Source organism: Thermoactinomyces sp. DSM 45892 (assembly GCF_900107305.1).
Lineage (GTDB): Bacteria > Bacillota > Bacilli > Thermoactinomycetales > Thermoactinomycetaceae > Baia.
Genome location: NZ_FNPL01000007.1, coordinates 64,000 through 84,454, shown reverse-complemented (window position 1 = coordinate 84,454; position 20,455 = coordinate 64,000). Strand labels below are relative to the sequence as shown.

At 41.7% G+C, this 20,455-nt stretch carries 24 protein-coding genes; 2 read left to right on the top strand and 22 right to left on the bottom strand.

Annotation, left to right across the window (positions count from 1 at the left end; translation table 11 throughout):
• Positions 1 to 3: 3 nt before the first annotated feature.
• The 18 genes from BLU58_RS07170 to BLU58_RS07100 all read right to left on the bottom strand — a co-directional run bounded on the left by BLU58_RS07170 (position 4) and on the right by BLU58_RS07100 (position 13,916).
• On the bottom strand, positions 4 to 1,758 hold the full coding sequence (locus BLU58_RS07170) for a terminase large subunit (protein WP_093291544.1): 1,755 nt from the start codon (positions 1,756 to 1,758) through the stop codon (positions 4 to 6).
• Entirely contained in the window at positions 1,758 to 2,228 is a 471-nt protein-coding gene (locus BLU58_RS07165; protein WP_093291543.1) for a phage terminase small subunit P27 family, read from the bottom strand. Before BLU58_RS07165 ends, BLU58_RS07170 begins: the two co-directional genes overlap by 1 nt.
• A 233-nt stretch (positions 2,229 to 2,461) precedes the next feature.
• Positions 2,462 to 2,572 carry a DNA cytosine methyltransferase gene (locus BLU58_RS16070; RefSeq protein ID WP_255404642.1) on the bottom strand — a complete coding sequence of 37 codons (111 nt, stop codon included), beginning with the start codon at positions 2,570 to 2,572 and terminating at the stop codon, positions 2,462 to 2,464.
• The gene (locus tag BLU58_RS17280; protein ID WP_369813705.1) at positions 2,541 to 2,609 is read right to left on the bottom strand and encodes a hypothetical protein; all 69 of its coding nucleotides are present in this window, start codon (positions 2,607 to 2,609) and stop codon (positions 2,541 to 2,543) included. Before BLU58_RS17280 ends, BLU58_RS16070 begins: the two co-directional genes overlap by 32 nt.
• Before the next feature lie 666 nt (positions 2,610 to 3,275).
• Positions 3,276 to 5,285 carry an alpha-helical endospore appendage domain-containing protein gene (locus tag BLU58_RS17275; RefSeq protein ID WP_093291542.1) on the bottom strand — a complete coding sequence of 670 codons (2,010 nt, stop codon included), beginning with the start codon at positions 5,283 to 5,285 and terminating at the stop codon, positions 3,276 to 3,278.
• Between the two features lie 282 nt (positions 5,286 to 5,567).
• A complete protein-coding gene (locus BLU58_RS07155) occupies positions 5,568 to 5,912 on the bottom strand; it encodes an HNH endonuclease (protein WP_093291541.1) in 345 nt (114 codons plus the stop codon).
• Positions 5,884 to 6,606 (bottom strand): DNA-methyltransferase, encoded by a 723-nt coding sequence (locus BLU58_RS07150; protein ID WP_093291540.1) that lies wholly within the window; start codon positions 6,604 to 6,606, stop codon positions 5,884 to 5,886. The genes BLU58_RS07155 and BLU58_RS07150 overlap by 29 nt, the downstream gene beginning before the upstream one ends.
• A 78-nt stretch (positions 6,607 to 6,684) precedes the next feature.
• On the bottom strand, positions 6,685 to 7,056 hold the full coding sequence (locus tag BLU58_RS07145) for an AP2 domain-containing protein (protein ID WP_176786546.1): 372 nt from the start codon (positions 7,054 to 7,056) through the stop codon (positions 6,685 to 6,687).
• Positions 7,053 to 7,448, bottom strand: coding sequence for a hypothetical protein (locus BLU58_RS07140; protein WP_093291538.1), 396 nt, complete (start codon positions 7,446 to 7,448; stop codon positions 7,053 to 7,055). The genes BLU58_RS07145 and BLU58_RS07140 overlap by 4 nt, the downstream gene beginning before the upstream one ends.
• Positions 7,445 to 7,759: a hypothetical protein gene (locus BLU58_RS07135; protein ID WP_093291537.1), complete on the bottom strand. Its 315-nt coding sequence runs from the start codon at positions 7,757 to 7,759 to the stop codon at positions 7,445 to 7,447. The genes BLU58_RS07140 and BLU58_RS07135 overlap by 4 nt, the downstream gene beginning before the upstream one ends.
• Complete coding sequence (locus tag BLU58_RS07130) at positions 7,734 to 7,922, bottom strand: hypothetical protein (RefSeq protein ID WP_093291536.1); 189 nt, start codon at positions 7,920 to 7,922, stop codon at positions 7,734 to 7,736. The genes BLU58_RS07135 and BLU58_RS07130 overlap by 26 nt, the downstream gene beginning before the upstream one ends.
• Positions 7,919 to 8,623, bottom strand: a complete 705-nt coding sequence (locus BLU58_RS07125) for a phage regulatory protein/antirepressor Ant (RefSeq protein ID WP_093291535.1) — start codon at positions 8,621 to 8,623, stop codon at positions 7,919 to 7,921. Before BLU58_RS07125 ends, BLU58_RS07130 begins: the two co-directional genes overlap by 4 nt.
• Positions 8,624 to 8,688: 65 nt before the next feature.
• Positions 8,689 to 8,988 carry a hypothetical protein gene (locus tag BLU58_RS07120; protein ID WP_093291534.1) on the bottom strand — a complete coding sequence of 100 codons (300 nt, stop codon included), beginning with the start codon at positions 8,986 to 8,988 and terminating at the stop codon, positions 8,689 to 8,691.
• A 201-nt stretch (positions 8,989 to 9,189) separates the two neighbouring features.
• The gene (locus BLU58_RS07115) at positions 9,190 to 12,054 is read right to left on the bottom strand and encodes a DEAD/DEAH box helicase family protein (protein ID WP_093291533.1); all 2,865 of its coding nucleotides are present in this window, start codon (positions 12,052 to 12,054) and stop codon (positions 9,190 to 9,192) included.
• A 41-nt stretch (positions 12,055 to 12,095) separates the two neighbouring features.
• Positions 12,096 to 12,557 (bottom strand): DUF669 domain-containing protein, encoded by a 462-nt coding sequence (locus BLU58_RS07110; protein WP_093291532.1) that lies wholly within the window; start codon positions 12,555 to 12,557, stop codon positions 12,096 to 12,098.
• 53 nt (positions 12,558 to 12,610) lie between these two features.
• Entirely contained in the window at positions 12,611 to 13,375 is a 765-nt protein-coding gene (locus BLU58_RS07105) for a phage regulatory protein/antirepressor Ant (RefSeq protein ID WP_093291531.1), read from the bottom strand.
• Between the two features lie 74 nt (positions 13,376 to 13,449).
• Positions 13,450 to 13,605, bottom strand: a complete 156-nt coding sequence (locus tag BLU58_RS16345) for a hypothetical protein (protein ID WP_176786545.1) — start codon at positions 13,603 to 13,605, stop codon at positions 13,450 to 13,452.
• Between the two features lie 89 nt (positions 13,606 to 13,694).
• Positions 13,695 to 13,916, bottom strand: a complete 222-nt coding sequence (locus BLU58_RS07100; protein ID WP_093291530.1) for a helix-turn-helix transcriptional regulator — start codon at positions 13,914 to 13,916, stop codon at positions 13,695 to 13,697.
• A 204-nt stretch (positions 13,917 to 14,120) separates the two neighbouring features.
• Between BLU58_RS07100 and BLU58_RS07095 the strand changes: the two genes are divergently transcribed.
• Positions 14,121 to 14,456 carry a helix-turn-helix domain-containing protein gene (locus BLU58_RS07095; RefSeq protein ID WP_176786544.1) on the top strand — a complete coding sequence of 112 codons (336 nt, stop codon included), beginning with the start codon at positions 14,121 to 14,123 and terminating at the stop codon, positions 14,454 to 14,456.
• Positions 14,453 to 15,964 (top strand): recombinase family protein, encoded by a 1,512-nt coding sequence (locus tag BLU58_RS07090; RefSeq protein WP_093291528.1) that lies wholly within the window; start codon positions 14,453 to 14,455, stop codon positions 15,962 to 15,964. The genes BLU58_RS07095 and BLU58_RS07090 overlap by 4 nt, the downstream gene beginning before the upstream one ends.
• Positions 15,965 to 15,975: 11 nt before the next feature.
• Here the strand turns inward: BLU58_RS07090 and BLU58_RS07085 are convergent, their stop codons facing one another.
• From BLU58_RS07085 to BLU58_RS07070, 4 genes are all read right to left on the bottom strand, one after another.
• Entirely contained in the window at positions 15,976 to 17,100 is a 1,125-nt protein-coding gene (locus tag BLU58_RS07085) for a GspE/PulE family protein (protein WP_093291527.1), read from the bottom strand.
• A 147-nt stretch (positions 17,101 to 17,247) separates the two neighbouring features.
• Complete coding sequence (locus BLU58_RS07080) at positions 17,248 to 17,931, bottom strand: TerC family protein (RefSeq protein WP_093291526.1); 684 nt, start codon at positions 17,929 to 17,931, stop codon at positions 17,248 to 17,250.
• A 75-nt stretch (positions 17,932 to 18,006) separates the two neighbouring features.
• Positions 18,007 to 19,206, bottom strand: coding sequence for a tRNA uracil 4-sulfurtransferase ThiI (gene thiI / locus BLU58_RS07075; RefSeq protein WP_093291525.1), 1,200 nt, complete (start codon positions 19,204 to 19,206; stop codon positions 18,007 to 18,009).
• On the bottom strand, positions 19,203 to 20,366 hold the full coding sequence (locus BLU58_RS07070; protein ID WP_093291524.1) for a cysteine desulfurase family protein: 1,164 nt from the start codon (positions 20,364 to 20,366) through the stop codon (positions 19,203 to 19,205). The genes thiI and BLU58_RS07070 overlap by 4 nt, the downstream gene beginning before the upstream one ends.
• Positions 20,367 to 20,455: the final 89 nt, after the last annotated feature.

Below are 20,455 nucleotides of genomic sequence, written 5' to 3'. Positions count from 1 at the left end.
TCCCTAAATGGTGTAAAATCCTCGTTCATTATAGATTGATTCTTTATCTGCATTCATTAATAAGCCTCGTGTCATTGCATTAATGATCGCTGCTAGTAAGTCAATGCGTTGTGAGTCGTCCTTATGCTTCTTTGAAAGTTTTATGTTTGCGTTGTTATCTGTGACTTCATAAGCATTGGACAAGCACCACGTTAACAATGGGCTACCATCATGCACGATCTTATTTTGTAGTACCAATTCTCTAAATCTCTTGGTAGGAAGGGATAGAGTAGCGGCCCCTTGGCGTACCTCTACACAGGTATAGCCCTCATTATCTAAGTCTTGGGTAAAATGAGTGGCGTTATATGGGTCATAACAAATTTCTTTGATTGACCACCCTTCGCGCTGTTCCTTTTTCTTTATATGCCTTTTGATGAATCCATAGTCCACGACATAGCCATCGGTTAATGTACACCATTTTTCATTGGCCCAATGTTTATACGGTACGCGGTCAGTCCGTTCATGCTTAGAAGCCGATTCGCTCGGTATAAACCCATGTGCGGTAACTGCAAACCTTCCATCGTCCAGCGGAAACACAAACCCTACTGCGGTTAAGTCTGTCGTTTTAGACAAATCTAGACCGCTATAACATGGCTTCCCTTTCACTAGCTCCCTAAATTCATTTCTCGGAATCGCGAGGGATTTCCATTTGTCCATAAGTCCAGAGAAGTATTTATTTTCACTATCCGACTGCCACAAGCAACAGCGTTTCACAAGAAATTCTCTTATCTTTGCTGGATCTCCTGAACCATATGCAATGTCGTAATCCTGTTGGATCGCTCTCTTTAATGTCTGTATGTATTTGTTGTCGTAGCGTAGCATTGGATTTGCTTTCACCCACAAATTAGAGTTATGGGGATCATCCCCTTGGTCTAACTGGCGGATCACCGCAAAATAGTTTTCGTTTGGAATTTCGCCTTTTAAAATCTTCTCGCATATGTCATGTTCTTTCTTGCCTATGCTATTTTCAGCGTCCACTCCTGCGGTTGTAATGGCACAAAAGAGGTTTTGCGAACGTTTACCAAATCCCGACAAGATAACATCCATCACTTCGGAACTTCTCCATGCGTGGATCTCATCTGCTATAGCTACTGTTACCGACATACCATCCTTATTGCGAGTATCCTTTGATAGAGTTTTCAAATGACCGCCACGGCGTTTATGTTCAACGTAGGTTCTCTTAACCGTTAGATTTTTCGTAATTTCTGGCGAACCCTGAGCCATGGTACAAGCATCTTTCCATACAATTTTAGCTTGCTCCCGATCATAGGCCGCGCATACTACGCTTGGATTTTCTTCATAGATCGCTTTATCTGGATCATTTGGCGGATAGATGCAATCTGCTGTCATTCCGTACAAGGCTACTCCCGACATAATCGCCGACTTAGCATTGCCCCTAGCTTCTTCTATAAAAGCCCTGGTAAAACGCCTCGCTCCGTCCTGATCTACCCAAGCAAAAATATTAATCAAGTCGAATACTTGGAAGGGTAGAAGCTCAATGGTTTGTCCAGCGAATGAGCCTTTGACATGGCGGCAATAGTTTTCAAAGAAAGATACTATCCTTTGCGCCCTAGTTGGATCGAATACATACGGAAAGTCTTCTGTTCCTTGTCGGTCTAAATCATCTAAGAACCTCTTACAGGCTAAATACTCAAGCTCACACGATAGCAACTCTCTACTAACAATGCTTTCTGCATATTCAAGGCCACGGACTGGCATTATCCGAACATGTCCTTCTCTTCTGTATCTTCATTCTGTTTTGCTGTTCGTCTTGCTAATCGTGCGCGTGACTCTGGATTTAGTCCAAAATAGTTACCAATCCTTAATAGTTGATCTTCTATATTTTTTCGTTTTCCTAGTAATGGATGTGCCTTCGTTCCCACTACATAGCCTTCTTGGTTAATCACTTCTGTCATATAAATAAATTCACTATAGAGTTGGGCATACATGGCCAGAGCGTCTACATCAAGGTTGGAACACATATCGCTATCTAGCGCTAATAACTCTTTTGTGACTTCATTGAATTTTTTCTTTGCCGCCTTATCTAAATGCTTAGGCGGTTTTACTTTATCCGACTTAGCGGTTAATTTGCCTTCTTGCTCGGCTCGCTTTTTTAATTCATCCGTGTTGCGCTTGTTGGGATTCCCTTGTACAAGCTGTAACCTTGCAGACATTGCCCTTTTAGCCATGTTTCCCCTCCCTCCTAAAAAGTTTCCAAAAGCGGTTTTTTCTAAGAGTAGATAGCTGTCTGGTTTCCATTAAATTCCTTTTTAGAGATTTGAACGCCCCCACTCTCTATAAAAACAAATTCATCTATCAATATACGGTATATAATCGCTACTCATTAATAAATCATCCACTATATATAGTATACAACGCGCCCTATCGAACCCATAAACCCTACCTCTAAAAATGTGGGTGATTATTTTATTTGCATCCTCTTTGCTATCTCATGCACAACATTCACAGTTACAGCATTGCCAGCCTGTTTGTAAAGTTGACTATCTGATATACCAGCTTCCTTTGGCCTCATGTCCAGCCATCTCGAAACCCATTCTAAAGCCACCAATACCACTAAATAAGTCTAATACTTTTATTATCTATCCCTCCTTTACTACGAGGGTTCTATATATCTAGTATACGGTGTACCTATCTGAAACCGTAAAAGCTCACATCTAAAAATGTGGGTGATTTTTTCCCTACATCCCTTCCCGATTTTCCCCACCCCCACCACCTCCTTTTTTATCTGTAGGAAATGACGTTTAAGGGTTCTTAGTTTATATATATATAAATACTACTTACCCTTAAGTGTCATAGTTTAGGTACTTTCAACCCTTGGTAATACTGGGTTTTCCCTGTCTGACAATTCCTATTTGCTACCTGCTTCAGCTATAGGAAAAAAACGGGGTAAATCATACATTTCTTTATTACACTAAAGCGTTTTTATTCCTCTCTAACTTCTACTAAGTGGGGGGCTAGGTCAGCGATGGCAATAAAAAAGAACCATCCATCATTTTCGATGAATAGTCCTATTTGTTAATTCCGATTAGGTACAACAACTAACAGCTAGATTGTTAACTTGACAAAGAGGATAAGATTCGAACGCACGGATGCCCTTGTGATGGGCATTATTTGCATTCATACAGTACCTTTGAGGAATTTGAGAAAGATATTAATTCCTATATCTATTTCTATAATAATGAGTGGTTACAAGAAAATTAAACACTGATACATATTTAGAATTTTACTCCTGCTTTAAATGGATCACTCCCTACAGAAATCGTCGCTGAAACCGTATTGGAAGGTCCATCAATTACCGAGACGTTATTGGGAATAGAATTTGCTACATAGATGCGATTGGTGACTGCACTGACTCCCACTCCTCTTGGCCCACCTCCCACGGAAATCGTCGCTGAAACCGTATTGGAAGGTCCATCAATTACCGAGACGTTATTAGAAATAGAATTAAAGTTTGCTACGTAGATGCGATTAGTGGTTTCGTTTATTCCTACTTCACTTGGCTGAATCCCAACGCTAATCGTAGACACAATCGTATTGGAAGATCCATCAATGACCGAGACGTTATTGGCATTAGGGGCAAAGTTTGCTACATAGATGCGATTGGTGGTTTCGTTTACTCCTACTCCAAATGGCTGAACCCCCGCGGAAATCGTAGACACAACTGTATTGGAGGGTCCATCAATGACCGAGACGCTATTGGAATTAAGGTTTAATACATAGATGAGATTGGTGGTTGCATTCACCCCTACTCCTCGTGGATTCGCCCCTACAGAAATCGTAGACACAATTGTATTGAAATTTCCATCAATGACCGAGACGTTATTGGAAAGGCTGTTTGATACATAGATGAAATTAGTGACTTTGTTGATTCCTACTTCAAATGGCCCACCTCCCACGGAAATCGTAGACACAACCGTATTGGAAGGTCCATCAATGACCGATATGTTACGGGAAAGGTTGTTTGCTACATAAATGCGATTGGTGACTGCATTGACTCCTACTCCCAATGGCTGAATTCCCACAGAAATCGTAGACACAATCGTATTGGAAGATCCATCAATGACCGAGACGTTATTGGAAAGGTTGTTTGATACGTAGATGAGCTGTGCACCGGCAGGTCCTGGAGGTCCTGGAGGGCCCTGAAGTCCAGTAGCTCCCGTGGCTCCGTCGGCCCCTGCGCCAGTAGGTCCTTGGGGTCCAGTGTTCCCTTGAGGCCCTGTAGCGCCATCAGAACCAGCTCCCGTAGGTCCTTGAGGCCCAGTGGGTCCTTGAGATCCTGTAGCGCCATCAGAGCCAGCTCCCGTAGGTCCTTGAGGCCCTGTAGGTCCTTGGGGTCCTGTAGCGCCATCAGAACCAGCTCCCGTAGGTCCTTGAGGCCCAGTGGGTCCTTGAGGTCCCGTAGCGCCGTCTGCACCATCCGCGCCGGTAGGCCCTTGAGGCCCAGTGGGTCCTTGAGGTCCCGTTGCGCCATCAGAACCAGCCCCCGTAGGTCCTTGAGGTCCTGTAGCACCATCAGAGCCATCTGCACCTGTCGGACCTTGAGGTCCTGTGTTCCCTTGAGGTCCAGTTGCACCCGTAGTGCCGTTTGCACCTGTAGGTACTTCTAGTTTTACGATGGCAGAACCGGGGGTTACCGTGATTTCTAACGTATCCGATATGATGTTGAGTGTATCCCCGAAATCGACGGAAGCGTTCCCGTTTGCGCCTGAGTTTCCTTGAACTAAAAATAAGAAATCACCTGTAGCAAAAGATCCCGTAGGCCCTTGGGGTCCGGTAGCTCCTGGAGGTCCGGTGTCCCCAGTAGCTCCGACCGCTCCCGCTGGACCAGATGGCCCTTGAGGTCCCGTAGTCCCCGGGGGTCCGGGAGGTCCTCCTGATGATCCCGTGACTCCCGCAGGCCCTTGGGGTCCTGTTGGCCCTCTGGTAACGTCTGTGTTTAATACATTTTCTAGCTTCTCATTTAGGATCCATTCTTTTTTTCCGATTACATTAATCGTATCGCGAACACTATTATTGATCGTAAGCAGATCGCTAATGGAGGGTTGGAAGGATGTTGAGACTCCAGGTAGCGTCCCGAGAACGTATTGGAGCTTCTCCCCCTCGGCATTAATAATATGACTTAATCCTAGTTCTTCTAAGGCAATGGATGATAATAGCAGATTTACGGCATCTTCTCTGGTAATATTTATATTCGGTGAAATATTAGGTATATTCGCTTGAGACATATTACACCTCCCTACATTATTCTTACTATATATATGTATAATTCTTGCTACGTGTACTGGGCAATATCCCAATTGAAAGACAAAAATAAAAAGTCACAAAAAATAGATATATCCATATATTATATTGAGCATCTTTCTTCCCGATTATATTGATGGTGTCGCGAACATTTTCATTGATCGTAAGTAAGTCGATAATCGAGGGTAAAAAGGTACGTTACTAGGATTGTTCCTAAAAAACATCCCTGAGAGGATACCTAGTGGGACAATCCTATTTTTCATCCCTTATTTATGAATCTTGTTATGACAAGCATTACACACGCTTTGTAGATTGTTTAACTCTAGTCGCTTGCTCCAATCCCTCTTAACCTCTATGACATGATGGACTGTCTCTGCTGTTGTATATCTATCCCCACTCAAACACACTTGACATAAATAATCATCACGCCTTAGTGCTTGATCTCTTAGCCTCTTCCACGCTACCGATTGATAGAATTGCTTCGTTTGTGGATCGCGTATCCATTGATCGTAGTATTTATATTTCTCGCTCCTGTGGCTTTCGCAATAGGTATCTCGTGTTAGCTCTACGCATCCAGTCTTATTACACGGTTTCAATGGCTTCGGTGGCATCTAATCGCTCCCTTGTGATCTTGATATATTCGGGTTCGCGGTCAATTCCGATATAGTCATATCCGCCACGTTTCGCCGCTACTAGGGTAGAACCACTACCACAGAAAGGGTCTAGTATCGTTCCTTCTGGTGGCGTAACGACTTGTATCAATTGCTCCATTAACTCTATCGGTTTTTCAGTAGGATGTAATCTTTTTTGTGGGGTTACTCGCTTTGCACTTATTACATTGCGTCCTTTGTATGTGTGATACTGTGCTTTTCCCTTCGAAAACTGCATAATTAACTCATGCTGTGCACGGAATCCCCGTCCTAAACCTAGATCCATCTTGTCCCATATAATAAGGTTTTGCAATCTCATACCCGTTGATTCCAATACTGGAGCGAGATGTGGATACATTCGCCAATCACAAAAGAGTAGCGCATTTCCTCCATCTCTTAGAACACGATGAAACTCAATGCCAAGCGCTCTTATCAGAAATACTAATCCCATAGTGGTCATACTATCACTATCAAACCACCCTAAACGCTGATAGGTTCCAGCACTCTCTCGTATACCCTGTTTTTGTGCAGATTTCTTTTGTGCTTCTGTAAATCCCCCACTACAATAGGGCGGATCGGTTATAATACTATCGATTGAATGACTGGGTATCTTTTTTATCTCTTCTAGGCTATCCCCAATTATTAAATTTCTCATATCTGCTCCCTTTCTCTATCCTAACTTTAAACTAAGCCCCTTTAAAACCCTAAGCCCTCTATTTCAAAACGTGGGTGACTATATACAAATCACTTCTTTACTTAACTCGCTCCAGTTAAAACGACGCGGCGTAAACTTCATTTCCCCCACCGCTACGCCGTCCTTTACTTTCACTTTTGTAACAATGTATAAATTACCCGAATCTACTAGGATGATAGAACCAACCTTTATTTCTTCTCCATCCTCTAATCGCTTATAGAAATGGCTAAATGGTACTTTTTTATTCTCTGGTAACGTAGGCATTTGTTTTTTCTTTTGGTAAGGTAACGCCGCCTCTACTGCTTCCGTATATGTTTGATACTGACCAACCCAATAACGAGATCCGTTTTCGTGTCGGTATACTCGCCATTTCTGCGTAGGCTTGTGATAGTAAATGCCTTTGACCGTCACCAGAATTCCTCCATTTCCTTGTACAGTTCCTCTCGCTCCCATGAGGTAATAGTTCGGACTCCCAACGTTTCTTCTATGAAATGAAGTACCTTCCACTTCACGTTGTAATATTGCTTAGGCGACCATCCTAAGAATGTTCCTGCTTCCTTGTCCGTCGAAATCATCGGATCAAAATAACGCGCCTTCACTAGTTGGAGTTCATCTGCTTCTAGCTGTACTAAAGCCTTATCTAGCTTCAAGACAATGTAAAATGTATCTCTAGCTCTTAATTTCATTTCGCTATCTATGTTTTTTTCATATTCGGAAATAACGAGTGGATATTGTCCTTCCAGACTCTTTTTCCTTATTTTCCAATCGTTAAAGTTGGTTAAGTAGTATTCAATAAGCCTCATTTGTCACCACTCTTGTAGTAGCGATTCAAGAAGGTATCTAGCTCCATCACCACGAGGAAGGGTTTCCTGTCAGCTTTGAGAGCCAACAAGTCCACCCCGTCCGATTGATCCAGCCACCTGTATAGTTGCTTAAATCCATCTGCTCTAGCCTTGATCTCCCATTTCTCACCGTGCTTGCCTTCCACATCCCCTGCTAACTCATAACCCCAATTCTTTAACGCTCCCGACATAATGACACGCTTCCCCTCCACAAGCTCGGCAAAATGCTTCTCGGTACGATATCCCTTATTCTTTGATCTTCGTCCGCTCATATATAGCCCACTCCATCCCCTGGTATCGTAGTATCTTCTCTGTTAGCTCGTCGCATAGCTTGTCCGCTATTTCTCTTTGTTTGGGCGTAAGGTCTGTACGCCCTAGGTATTCCGCCCCTTTGACTAATCTTTGTAGGCACTCGTGATACTCTAGCTCTGTCATGCTGGTATAATCCCCCGATCCTGTAAGAGTTGATATAGAAACATCCTCCCCTTCTGTGTCCATCTCATTTGCGTATAGCCGTCTTTGGAAGTTATATAATCCACATAGCCCTCGTTTGCGTACTTGTAATATAAGTGCCATTGGCTCCCTTGCTTGAATTGGATACCTAGGGCGTGTAGCAGACGATTGAATCGGATAGTGGACAAACCGTAATCTTTTGCTATCGTTGTGGCTGTTAGAAGCTCGCCTGGTCTAAGTACTCGATCACAAAACTCTACTTTCGGCCCTTGTTCCCTTACCTTGGCTTCTAGTAGAATGCGATCTTTTTCTATATCGGCTGCCAATCGCAAGGCTTCGTGTAGCGTAGAAGGAACACGGAACGCACCACTTTTAATGTGTTCTTCCATACGGTTAAACTCTTGAATGTATCTCTCTTTCATCTCGGCCGCCTTCGCTCCGCGGTAGCCCATTACAAGGAACATAAGACCGTCTTTAGTGAGGAGGTATTTCTTGTATGTTTTGCCTCTCTCATTCGTATAATCTGACGGCCCAAAGTTGGACTCAGTAAAATTCTTGCTACAATCAAGAGCCTCGATGTCACGAATAACATGTTTGTGCTGTTTCTCAAATACCTCGGCTACCATCAAAGAATCTGTTACTATTTTGTTATCCTCAACAAATACTAGTTGGTTGTTAAACATATAAGTTGTCCTCTCTTATTTGGTATTTATTTTCCGTATATTTAACCGACTCAAAGTTGAGTGCGTTAAAACTCCTCGCGCTTGATCTCTGGGGGTTTCCACTCTCTCCGCTGAATATTGTTTCTGTACCATGCTATATACTCATGCGCATTCTCCACAGCGGTATAGAAATCAAAGGTATCGATCCGCGTCTTCTCTTTGATCGGAATACCATTCCCATCACCTGCTTTATAGGTAGCCGTCCACACCAGCCACCCCTCCCCCTCTTTGAAAATGAATATATGGTGATTTCGGGTTAACTGAAATTGGAAAGCTTCACAATTTGGATAGACAAGCCACCCGATTTTTCGTAGCTGATTTTCCACCCCCACCACCTCCTTTTTCTCTGTAGGAAATGACGTTTAAGGGTTCTTAGTTTATATATATATAAATACTACTTACCCTTAACTGTCATAGTTTAGGTACTCTCAACCCTTGGTATTACTGGTTTTTCCCTGTCTGACAATTCCTATTTACTACCTGTTTCAGCTATAGGAAAAAAACAGGGTAAATCATACATTTCTTTATCACACTAAAGTGTTTTGTTGGTCTAAAAAACGGCTATTTTGGAGCGCATTTTCGATGGAAATTAGGACGGTTTTCTTCGCTTTCGTATTCACTACTGTTGGAGAGATTTTGAAAATAATGGGTGCTAGTTTGCTAGGTTCCAAATTATATTTTTGTAGAAGGTAGTCGGGTGTAATCACTCCTACTATTTGAGAGCGGCGTGCTTTCATATCACGGACACTTTCTATCTGTAGATACCTAAGACACCCAACAACTGCTTTTTGCTCCATTTTGAGCTTTCTAGACACCTTAAAATAGATTTCATTCCATTCCTTCTTTGTCATCGCTTCCTCAAAAGTTAGAAGCTCCCGTACTACTCGATAGGTGGGGTCAGGGCGCAAAATGGATTGTTGGTAGATAATGAAGGCGGTGCTCTGAACATCATTGAAAAAGGAATGTGTATCTGCGTCACGTTCTACTTTACTAACAACCTTTTTGCATGTTTGGTAGTCTGCATATTTATGCAATCTATGTAAGCAAGCGTAGTGCCTGAGCTGGACTTTCTTTTGAAACTTGATAAGCTCGTCCGCTTTTTCTTCCTGGAACGCTTCATATACGGAAGGAGTAAAGGCAACTTGAATGTCTTGTTCGTCCTCTTCCTCTTCTCTGTGGATTGCGCCCTCTAAGTTGCGGTTCTGGATTTCCTCGGATACATTGATCTCACCTGATAATTTGGGTTCGTGTAGCTCCCTTTCTACCGCTCTTACAAAGGCTTCCTTCTGACTGCTATAGAAAGTATTTTGATCTTGATACTTGGAATGACGAATATATAAATTATCTATTCGCAATTCACTATCGTTTATAGTTTCAATGCCGTAATGATTCTGTACCGATCCTCTAGCCAACAGAGCCGCGTTAAAATGTTCGTTTGCTTCTAACTCACTTTTAATGAAATTGGCTATCTTCAAGCTATGTTGAAAATATGATTCAAATGGATATAGGTTATGTCTCTGTTCATTCTTTGGTTTATGGAGAAACAGACTAATCCTACGATAGGGATTGCGTAAGCGGTTAGCCATTTGGCGGATCAACGAGGGTTGAAAGATGCTCGAAGTTCCGTTACAGACAATCAAGGTTTCCCATTCCAGAGAGTTTTTTATGTTCACTCCGTCGGCTATAACGTTCGTTGCTAATACGACGTTTACATCATCGGTAATGCGTTCCTCATCTACTAGGAGCTTGAACTCTGGATTCTTCTTAGTAGCTGAGGTGATCGCCTTTGCTTTAATCCCTTGCTTGGTCAGCGCTTTCTTTAGTACCTCAATTACTTCCATTGAGTTGATGAAGACAAGTGCCTTTCGCTCTTTCGTTACGGCTTTGATCGTCAGGAATAACTCATTCAACCAATCATCGCGCTTGTTTCGTTCACACCAGTAGACAACGTAATTTTGTGCTGGTATCCCCTTGTTGCCATTGTCGATCCTTATCAGACGGTCAAACATATCTTTGTCTACTTCATTCGTTGTACCTGAAAGTCCTATAAAGTTCCTAGCTTTCTTACTTGCTTCATGAAGGTTGTTAATTGCCTTGTAGCGATACCCTTTAGCGTAGTCGGACACATATTTATGAATCTCGTCTACTACTAGGCTAAACGTACCCTTAAACGGCTTCTTGGTGAGAAAATCCACTAGTAGGGGGGTCATATCGTAGGTCGTAACAAAAGCCCGTCCACCTTGTTTCACATAGGAATATATCTTCTTTCCTAAATCTTTTTGTTCCCCTTTGATTCCCATGATGCTATGACTATTTGAAACTTGATCCGTTAACGCTATGGTTGGACAAGCAAAGATATAGAAATGATCCTGCTCGCTGGCTAGTTGATTAAAGGCATTCATGAATGATGTAGTTTTCCCCGATCCAGTAGGAGAATCGATTAAGACTGTTTGCTTTTCAGATAGCAAACTTTTCGCTAAATCGACTGGAATAAAGCGATCTACTTTTATTGATTCAAAGTCATATACAATTTCTTGTATAGAACCTTTGGGACTCTTGTATCCCTGTAACTCACTCGCTCGGACTAGTGAGCCAATGCCCACCGCTCCCCTTGATTTCCATTTCTCAAATGTACTATCTGGGGATTCTCCGCCTGAAATGATGTGGAATAACTCTAATCCTTGCTCGTGGGTTATACTCTCTTCATTCACTAGCGTTCGAAATAAACTTGTTAGCTGTGACCACTCCGCTCGCCTACCTTGACCGTCTGGAATATGTCCTACGCTTTCAGTCATTCGCTTTAACTCGTCAAAAGGAACAATGGAATAGGATTTCTTTTTCTCTGGCTTCTGCTCTTTTTTTAACTCCTGTTTGAGTATCGGTTGAACTTGTAAAATACCTCCCCAATACTCGCACCCTCTACCACCTCGTACTGTATTAGTAGGGGATTTCGCCCCCACGTCGACAGGTACACCTCTCTTACTTAACTCATGAATCAGATAGTTAATGACTTTGGATACTTGTGATTCGTCATGTAGCCTTTGATCTAATTCAAATAGAAGCCGATACCGATTCCCTTTGATACCGTGGCTGAATGTATACCATATTCCTGTAGCTCCTATTTGCTTCCCTACTCCTATGGGATCGGTAATCCTATCATCGTCGTCGATATCTACAGAAACAAAACCAGTAGAGGAAAAACTACGATCCTCGTTTAGTTCGGAAAGGACGAGATTTCGCCCCTCTGCCGCAAGCCTTAATACTTCCTCTGATGTCTTATGCCATGATCGCCACCCCTCCCCTTTCATTCGGTGAAAGGAGTCTCTCATATCGCTATTTTTTGGCTGTCTAGTGTATTTCACACTATCTATTACGACAGGATACTTTTGCAATCTGATAGACTCCTTTCTATCGTTTAATTGGTTTTATATATTTAGAACGGCAATATAACTTCCTTTTCTTTATCTGGTTCAGGTGGTTTTATCATTTCGGGTTTGAGTTCCGACTCAATATAAACATTGACACGCTTCTCGTCGTTGGCTTGATGCTTAACCGACACAATAAGCCTCTTTGCGAACATCTCGCCCAACCTATCCGCAATATCCGAAAATCGCTCTAATCGAAGCCCACAGCGTATTAGGTCAAGTTTCGTTCTACCAAGAGATGCGGCATCATGGAACAGCAAATATTTACTGAGCTTGCGCCCCTTGAACTTCCCTTCGATGATTTCAAGCTCCATATGGAACATGTCCTTACCGCTTTGACTCCTTTTTGGCTGGAAGCTAGTAACTTCCACATGGTACTCGCCTTCATCTACTCTTCCTCTAGGAAGCTCTACCGCTTCCGCAACCATAAATTCCTCATCAAATTTCTCTAAGTATTGTTTTAGTGACATATGTTGTTTCGCTCCTTATTTATTGGTGTGTTTGTTAATCATTGTTGCTCTTACTACAAAATGAGGGCTACCACATCCCCTGACTCCCTCGTTCGGTCGTCTTGTCCTACTGGTACAAATCCTCGCTCCTGTAAGAATTGATAGAGAAACATACGACCTTGCTGAGTCCACTTCATTTGCGTATGCCCCTCTGCGTACGTTTGATAGTCGACGTAACCCTTGTCTGAATATGCATTGTATAAATGCCATTTGCCCCCTTGGTTATATTGGATTCCTAAGTCGTGTAGTAAGCGATTGAATCGGACAGCCGACAAACCGTAATCCTTAGCTAGGGTGGTAGCGGTTAGAAGCTCTCCTGGTTGGAGTACTTGATCACAGAATTTCACTTTAGGAGCTTGCTCTTTTACCTTGGCTTCTAGCTGTAACCTTGCTTGCTCTTCTTCGATCCATCTCGTAGCCCGTTCAATAGGGTTTTGAATCATGTACGAATCTAGCTTTACATCTGTCTTAATAAACTGTTCCATGCGGTTAAACTCTTCGATGTAAAGTTCTTTCATTTGCGCCGCCTTTGTACCTCGATAACCCATTACAAGAAACATGAGTCCATCTTTCGTGAGTAGGTACTTGGAATATGTTCTTCCTTTTGAATCTGTGTAGGAAATCTCCTTAAAGTTAAGGAGATTAAAATCGCCACTAGAATCAAGGTTTCGGATGGAGTGAATAACATTGTCATGACGCTTTCCAAATACCTCGGCTACGGTTATAGAATCTGTCACTATCTTCTCGTTCTCGATAAATACTAGTTGGCTACTATACATATATAATCGTCCTTTCTTACATAAGGGTTTATGTGCTCTTTGTTATTGGCGAGGTAAACGTTTGTTACCTCATGTTATCCAATCTTCTTTTGCTTCTTTAATCGTTGTCTCTCATTAAATGCAACCTGTTCTTCAATGGTAAGAGAATCCCAAATCCTCCATGCTACCCGTTGGCACTCAATCCATCTACGCTCATTCTCTTCTGGTGTAATGTTTGGCGGAATAATCATACCTGTCTCCTTTCTGTTTTTATCAATATATATGATTAAAAGTATTGAATAATCATTTTAATTGATTGTGATAGCCAAAAAAAGAAAGCCTACGCTTTTTTTACCTTCTCATATACATCTGGAAAAAGTTCTTTCATAGGAACCTCTAGAATGCTTTCTAATAGCAACCCTACATCCAATTTAGGAACGACTTTTCCATTTTCAAGGTGGCTAATATATGGAGAATCTTTGCCGATTTTCATTGCTAAATCCTTTTGAGATAAGCGATTCATCTTTCTAGCTTGATGAAGCCTCCCACGATACACTAGCATTTTTTATACCCCTTTCGAATTCGATATAATTGATCTTTTATATATTGTACTATTGATTAATTATATTATATATCAATTTAATTGATATTGCAAGCTATTAAATTGATATATATGAAGTTATTTTCATTTTCATTGACTTCAAATTCAATCATTTATATAATTACTTTAAGAAACATCAATAAAATTGAAAAGGATTTGATTGTCATGTTCCCCTCTCGTTTGCAAGAAGCTAGGAAAAAGAAAGGTTGGAATCAAAATCAACTCGCCGAAAAGATTGGAAAAAAGGCTAACACGGTTTCTACTTATGAAAATGGCGGCGCTATGCCTCCCGTTGAAATTGTCCGCAAATTGGCCGATGTCCTAGAAGTATCCTTTGAATGGCTCCTCGGAAATCCAAGTAGCGAGAATGGAGACATGTACGATCTCATTTCTTCAAAAGGGGTAAAATGGAAAGGAAAAGAGCTTTCACCAGAACAATTACAGAAGGCAGCAGGAATTTTAGAATTACTACTCCAAGATGAAACGGAGGATAAAAAATGAATGTAGCACTATATCTACGAAAATCGAGAATGGACAAGGATCTTGGAAATGATACCCTGATCCATCATGAAAAGGCTTTGCTAGAACTAGCCAAGCGGAATCGCTATATTATCAAACATATCTATCGTGAGATTGTATCAGGCGAAACCATATCCGACCGTCCGCAAATGACTCAACTTCTGGAATATGTTGGAAACGGACTCTATGATGCTGTTCTTGTTATGGATATGGACAGACTAGGAAGAGGGAATATGGCCGATCAAGGTCTAATACTAGCTACTTTCCAAGAATCACAAACCAAAATTGTTACACCTCAGAAGGTATATGACTTGCAAAATGAAGCGGACCAAGAATACGGAGAATTTTTAGCCTTCTTCGCTCGGAGAGAACTTAGCTTTATTAAAAAACGTTTGAAACGTGGAAAGGAACAATGGGTCAAAGAAGGAAACTTCCCATCATCCCGCGCTCCCTATGGGTACAGAGTGACAAAGGACGGTAGAAATCGCTCTTTAATCCCTGAGCCGAAGGAAGCAGAGATTGTAAAGCAAATCTTTCATATGTATGTGAAAGATCAATTAGGATATATAAATATTGCAAAGCATCTAAACAAGTCAGGAGTCCAATTTCAAAATGGGTCTATGTGGAAACCGTTTACTATATCAGGTATTATTCAAAATGCCACTTATATTGGAAAAGTACAGTTTAAAAAAAAGAAATACACAAAATCAAAAGACCCAAGATATAACGAAAGCATCACCAAAAGACCACAATCTGAATGGATAGAGGCAGAAGGAAAGCATTTACCTCTTATTTCAGAATCCTTGTTCGTAAAGGCCCAAGAAATCAGAAAAGGAAAGTACCATACCCCAGTCAATGGTCAGGCTCCAGCGGTAAACCCCTTAAATGGACTTATAAAGTGTGGCGAATGTGGTCGTACTATGACAAGCATGAGAAGCGCAAACATGGTACTACGACTCAGATGCCGACATTTCAAATATGGATGTAATAATCGCAGCATTCTACTACATCATCTCGAAAAGATGTTGCTAGAAAAGCTAGATTTGTGGGTTTCTGAACAAAGAAGAAATGTAGACGAAAAGCATCGCAAACAGCCTAAGAAAAAAGATGAGTCCACAACGCATTTTTTGATTAGAGAAGCCTCAAAGGAATTACAGACATTCGACGACCAACTCGGAAAACAATACGATTTGTTAGAACGCGGAGTATATGATGAGGGACTTTTCCTTAGTCGCTCCAAAATAATCAAAGAAAAACAAAAGGAGCTATCTAACCATCTCGCACAACTAAAGGAACGAAGAAAAAAAGAAGAAGAGAAAGAACAGATCGAACATACCCTTATTCCTGAGATCGAAAATGTACTCGATTTATACCATGCAACCACTTCAGTAGACAAAAAAAATGAGTTACTGAAAAATATCTTAGACCATGTAATATACGAAAGAAAAGGGAATAATCCAGTCACTCTCCAGATTTATCCCCGTATCTAATCCCCTTATATCTATTGTGGTATCCTGTTGGTTGATTGAAGGTCCAGTTGGATCTCTGCCACATCATTCATCACCCGCAACATTTCTTCATAAGTAGTAATTCCGCTTGAAACTTTTCGACGAAAGCCTTCTGGCAAGAAACGAATTCCTTTTTGACGAAAATGATTCCGGTATCGCTGAATCGTACGACTCTCAATAATAAGCCGTCGAAAATCATCATCTGCTTCTAGCACTTCAAATACGCCTGTACGTCCGTAGTAACCAGTATGATGACATTCCTTGCAGCCACTCGCTTGGCAGTACATACAGCTTTTTCGGATTAAGCGCTGGGCAACTACACCCGATAATGCATTCGCAACACGATACGGCTCAATGCCCATATCCATCAAGCGTACCACCGCCCCAATCGCATCCGCTGTATGAAGGGTTGTTAAAACTAAATGACCGGTCAACGCTGCTCGAATCGCAATTTCGGCTGTCTCTAGATCACGAATTTCACCAATCATAATGACATCTGGGTCCTGACGAAGGATAGCCCGTAGACCCACACTAAAATTCATCCCTGCTTTTGGATGGACTTGTACTTGATTAATTCCGGGTATCTGCACTTCTACAGGATCTTCTAGAGTGATTACATTTCTTGCAGAATCATTCAAGCATTGCAACATGGCATATAAAGAAGTGCTTTTCCCCGATCCAGTTGGTCCTGTCACGACAACCAAACCCGTATATCGTTGTAAAATCTGCTCCAATCGTCCTAATTCTTCTGGGTCCATTCCTAAGTGATGAAGTTGAATCAATTCCTTTTTTGTTTGTAAGAGTCGTAATACAGCCTTCTCTCCATATAAAGTGGGTAACAATGAAACACGCACCTCTGCTGCCATCTCATCTAAATGAATCGTCATAGCACCATCTTGCGGTAAACGACGCTCACCAAGGTCTAGTTGGCTCATCACTTTTATCCTTGATAACAGAGCAGGTTCGTGTTCAACCGGAACACGATGGGTCTCTAGCAAGAAGCCATCTACTCTCTGTCTGACGCACATAAAGTCAGGAAATGGCTCCAAATGGATATCACTTGATCTACGTACCACAGCATCTCCCAACAGATCAGTTAAAAACTGGACAACATCCATGTAAGTCCCTCTTCACATTTATTATTTTCAGTAATTTTTGATTTTTTTCGACTTACTTCCCCTAAATTCCTCCTTTTTTAGGTAGATAAGTTAAAAAATAAGAATCCACATTCAGGTCGATTGTCATTTTCTGAATGTGGATTCTTATTACACCATTCTTCTATTATGATTTCCCATAACCTTTTTCCATAGAACGCCAACTAATACAACGATGACAGCTAGTGCAATCGGAATAAGGAATTTTAAGGTATCTAGCCCCTGCAACAAGTATTTCTCAATTAATTTATCTCCTACAATAAGACCACCAGCGGTATACCCTAAAATAGCGGACCCCACATACGTAAGCCATGGCAACTGGTTCATGATCTTGGCAATCAATCGACTACCCCACATAATAATCGGAATACTAAGAGCTAGTCCAAATAGAACCAAATAAACATTTCCATGAGCAACACCAGCAACCGCTAAAACATTATCTAAACTCATCACCACATCTGCAATCACAATTGTCTTAATCGCACTACGCAGATCTTGATGACTTTCTACATGTGTTCCCTGGCCATTATCCTCTACAAGTAACTTTACCGCGATCCAGAGTAGCAACAATCCCCCAATCGACATAAGGAAGGGAACATTTAGCACATACGCAGCAATTGCCGTTAACGTGGCACGAAGCACAATAGCAGTACCTGCTCCAAATAAGATTGCTTTCTTCTGCTTATCTTCAGGCAAGTTTCTCGCAACCATCCCGATCACAACCGCATTATCACCACTTAAAATAAGGTCCAAAACGATAATATTAAAAAACGAAAGCCAAAACTGCGCGTCCATCATTCAACCCCTTTCTAGATTGTTCCTCTCCACTTTAACACGAAATAGTTTACTTACTGAAATAAATATCTCACCCTAGAAGAAAGAGACCTCTTCTTTTTGTGGAGAGAAATCGACGATCTCTACACCCTCTACTGCCTCTTGGACAAGTTGATCTATATCCAATTTAGTCTCTAGGCGTTCACACACTTCGACACCAGGCCTTGTTTTCGGTGCTTTCGGAGTAAAAATGGTACAACAATCTTCATACGGTAAAATAGATGTCTCATACGTATCGATTTTCTTAGAGATATCAATGATTTCGGTCTTGTCCCATCCAATCACAGGGCGTAAAATAGGCATATTGGTTACGGCATTGATCGCAGTCATACTTTCTAGCGTTTGACTCGCAACTTGTCCCAAACTTTCACCCGTCACTAGTGCAAGCGCGCTATTCTTCTTCGCTACTGCTTCTGCAATCCGTAACATAAAACGCCTCATAATCGTAATCGTATATGATTCATAACAATGTTTATTAATTTCGGTTTGTATCTCTGTAAATGGAACTACATACAGACGAATTTCCCCACCAAATCGGGTAAGTTGCTGTGCTAAATCCATTACTTTTTGCTTCGCTCGCTCGCTTGTGAAGGGATAGCTATGGAAATGAATCGCATGAAGTTCCACACCACGTTTTAAAGCCAGATATCCTGCAACTGGACTATCAATCCCTCCCGAAAGCAAGAGAAGAACCCGTCCACTCGTTCCAACAGGCAAGCCACCTAACCCTGAAATATCATTCCCATATATATATGTATCCTGCATAGAACGCACCTCAACATGTACAAAAAGATCCGGGTTGCGAACATCCACTTTATAACGAGAATTTGTATGAGACAGTAGGTGTCCGCCTACTAACTGATTCATCTCTTGAGATCCAATTGGGAATCGTTTATCTGCTCTCTTACATCCAACTTTAAACGTTTTTACATGATCTCCTTGACTCTGCAATAAATGGAGCGCTGCTTCTTTTATCACTGTTAGATCTGTTTGTACACGCAACGCTGGACTAAATCCAACGAGTCCAAATATATCTTTACATTCTTCTATAATGGGATCAGCTGGATGATCACCCAGTTCGATAAAGAGTCTTCCAAAATGCTTACTTACCTTCATTCCGTCAAAACGCTCTAACTTTTGGCGAATATTACGTACCAAACGCTCTTCGAAGTCTTTTTTATTTTTCCCTTTTAAGGATAGCTCTCCATAACGGAGCAGGATACAATTCACATTCATTTTCTTCGCACCTTCATCACTTGTTGTAAATTCGGAACCACACGTTCCAATGCGTACGCGCAATCTATTATATCTTGTTCCTCTGTTTGGTAACCCATACTAACCCGAATCGAACTTGTCGCAGCTTCATCCGAAAGCCCCATCGCACTCAAGACACGACTCGCCTTTTCATTCTTAGAAGAACAGGCTGATTTACTGGAAACCAGTACATGTTCATTTTCCAAGGCATGAACCAGCACCTCTGACTTCATCCCCGGAAAAGATAGATTGATAATGTAAGGAGCCCCACCTGCTAGGGTCTGATCCCCATTTACCATAACATGTTCCAGCTTGTCCATGATCTCTTTAATAAATCGCTCTTTCCACTGTTGAAATTGGTTCATTCGTCTTGCTTGCCCTTTGTTTGCTAGGATGGTTGCCTTTGCTAATCCAGCAATCCCAGGTACATTCTGTGTACCGCTTCGCATACCACTCTCTTGCCCTCCACCGATTAATAACGGCTTGACCATCACTTGCTTTCTCAGGTACAAAGCCCCTACACCTTTGGGGCCGTGGAGCTTATGAGCAGACAATGAAAGAGCATCAACCTTAGCTTTACGAACTGATAATGGAATTTTCCCATAGGATTGAACCGCATCTACATGGAAAAGCACCTTTGGATACTGTTCCAACATCACACCGATTTCTTCAATCGGTTGCACTGTGCCCACTTCATTATTTACATGCATCACTGAGACTAAAATCGTTTCATCTGTCATCGCTTTTTTTAAATCATGCAGACAAATCCGACCTACCTCATCTACAGGTAAATATGTAACATGAAACCCTTGTTTCTCTAGATAAATGAACACTTCAAACACCGAAGGATGCTCCACCATCGTGGTAATGATATGCTTCCCCCTGCCTTGGTATTGTTCCACGATGCCACGAATCGCCATATTATTCGCTTCCGTCCCACCTGATGTAAAAAAAATCTCTTGCGGGGTTGCATCAAGTGCCTCAGCGACTACTTTTCTGGCTTGTTCCACTAATCGTTCTGCCTTCACTCCTAAATTATGCAAAGAGGAAGGATTCCCATAACATTGCTCTATGACATCTGTCAGCATCGTCAACACTTCTGGATGAACTGGAGTGGTTGCACTGTTATCGAGGTAAATCACACGGGCACTCCCTTTACCTTAAAATAGCTTCAAATATCATATCACAGTCATGGCCATTCGATAAGGCTCGTTTCGTATAAAGAAAGTAT

Bases quoted from the DNA above. Each gene is read 5' to 3' on its own strand.
- BLU58_RS07090 (WP_093291528.1), top strand. From the start codon at position 14,453: ATGAATGTAGCACTATATCTACGAAAATCGAGAATGGACAAGGATCTT.
- BLU58_RS07085 (WP_093291527.1), bottom strand. From the start codon at position 17,100: ATGGATGTTGTCCAGTTTTTAACTGATCTGTTGGGAGATGCTGTGGTA.
- BLU58_RS07170 (WP_093291544.1), bottom strand. From the start codon at position 1,758: ATGCCAGTCCGTGGCCTTGAATATGCAGAAAGCATTGTTAGTAGAGAG.
- BLU58_RS07165 (WP_093291543.1), bottom strand. From the start codon at position 2,228: ATGGCTAAAAGGGCAATGTCTGCAAGGTTACAGCTTGTACAAGGGAAT.
- thiI (WP_093291525.1), bottom strand. From the start codon at position 19,206: ATGAATGTGAATTGTATCCTGCTCCGTTATGGAGAGCTATCCTTAAAA.
- BLU58_RS16345 (WP_176786545.1), bottom strand. From the start codon at position 13,605: ATGATTATTCCGCCAAACATTACACCAGAAGAGAATGAGCGTAGATGG.
- BLU58_RS07110 (WP_093291532.1), bottom strand. From the start codon at position 12,557: ATGTCACTAAAACAATACTTAGAGAAATTTGATGAGGAATTTATGGTT.
- BLU58_RS07130 (WP_093291536.1), bottom strand. From the start codon at position 7,922: ATGACAGAGCTAGAGTATCACGAGTGCCTACAAAGATTAGTCAAAGGG.
- BLU58_RS17275 (WP_093291542.1), bottom strand. From the start codon at position 5,285: ATGTCTCAAGCGAATATACCTAATATTTCACCGAATATAAATATTACC.
- BLU58_RS07155 (WP_093291541.1), bottom strand. From the start codon at position 5,912: ATGCCACCGAAGCCATTGAAACCGTGTAATAAGACTGGATGCGTAGAG.
- BLU58_RS07100 (WP_093291530.1), bottom strand. From the start codon at position 13,916: ATGCTAGTGTATCGTGGGAGGCTTCATCAAGCTAGAAAGATGAATCGC.
- BLU58_RS07095 (WP_176786544.1), top strand. From the start codon at position 14,121: ATGTTCCCCTCTCGTTTGCAAGAAGCTAGGAAAAAGAAAGGTTGGAAT.
- BLU58_RS07105 (WP_093291531.1), bottom strand. From the start codon at position 13,375: ATGTATAGTAGCCAACTAGTATTTATCGAGAACGAGAAGATAGTGACA.
- BLU58_RS16070 (WP_255404642.1), bottom strand. From the start codon at position 2,572: ATGAGGCCAAAGGAAGCTGGTATATCAGATAGTCAACTTTACAAACAG.
- BLU58_RS07150 (WP_093291540.1), bottom strand. From the start codon at position 6,606: ATGAGAAATTTAATAATTGGGGATAGCCTAGAAGAGATAAAAAAGATA.
- BLU58_RS07125 (WP_093291535.1), bottom strand. From the start codon at position 8,623: ATGTTTAACAACCAACTAGTATTTGTTGAGGATAACAAAATAGTAACA.
- BLU58_RS07140 (WP_093291538.1), bottom strand. From the start codon at position 7,448: ATGAGGCTTATTGAATACTACTTAACCAACTTTAACGATTGGAAAATA.
- BLU58_RS07080 (WP_093291526.1), bottom strand. From the start codon at position 17,931: ATGGACGCGCAGTTTTGGCTTTCGTTTTTTAATATTATCGTTTTGGAC.
- BLU58_RS07135 (WP_093291537.1), bottom strand. From the start codon at position 7,759: ATGAGCGGACGAAGATCAAAGAATAAGGGATATCGTACCGAGAAGCAT.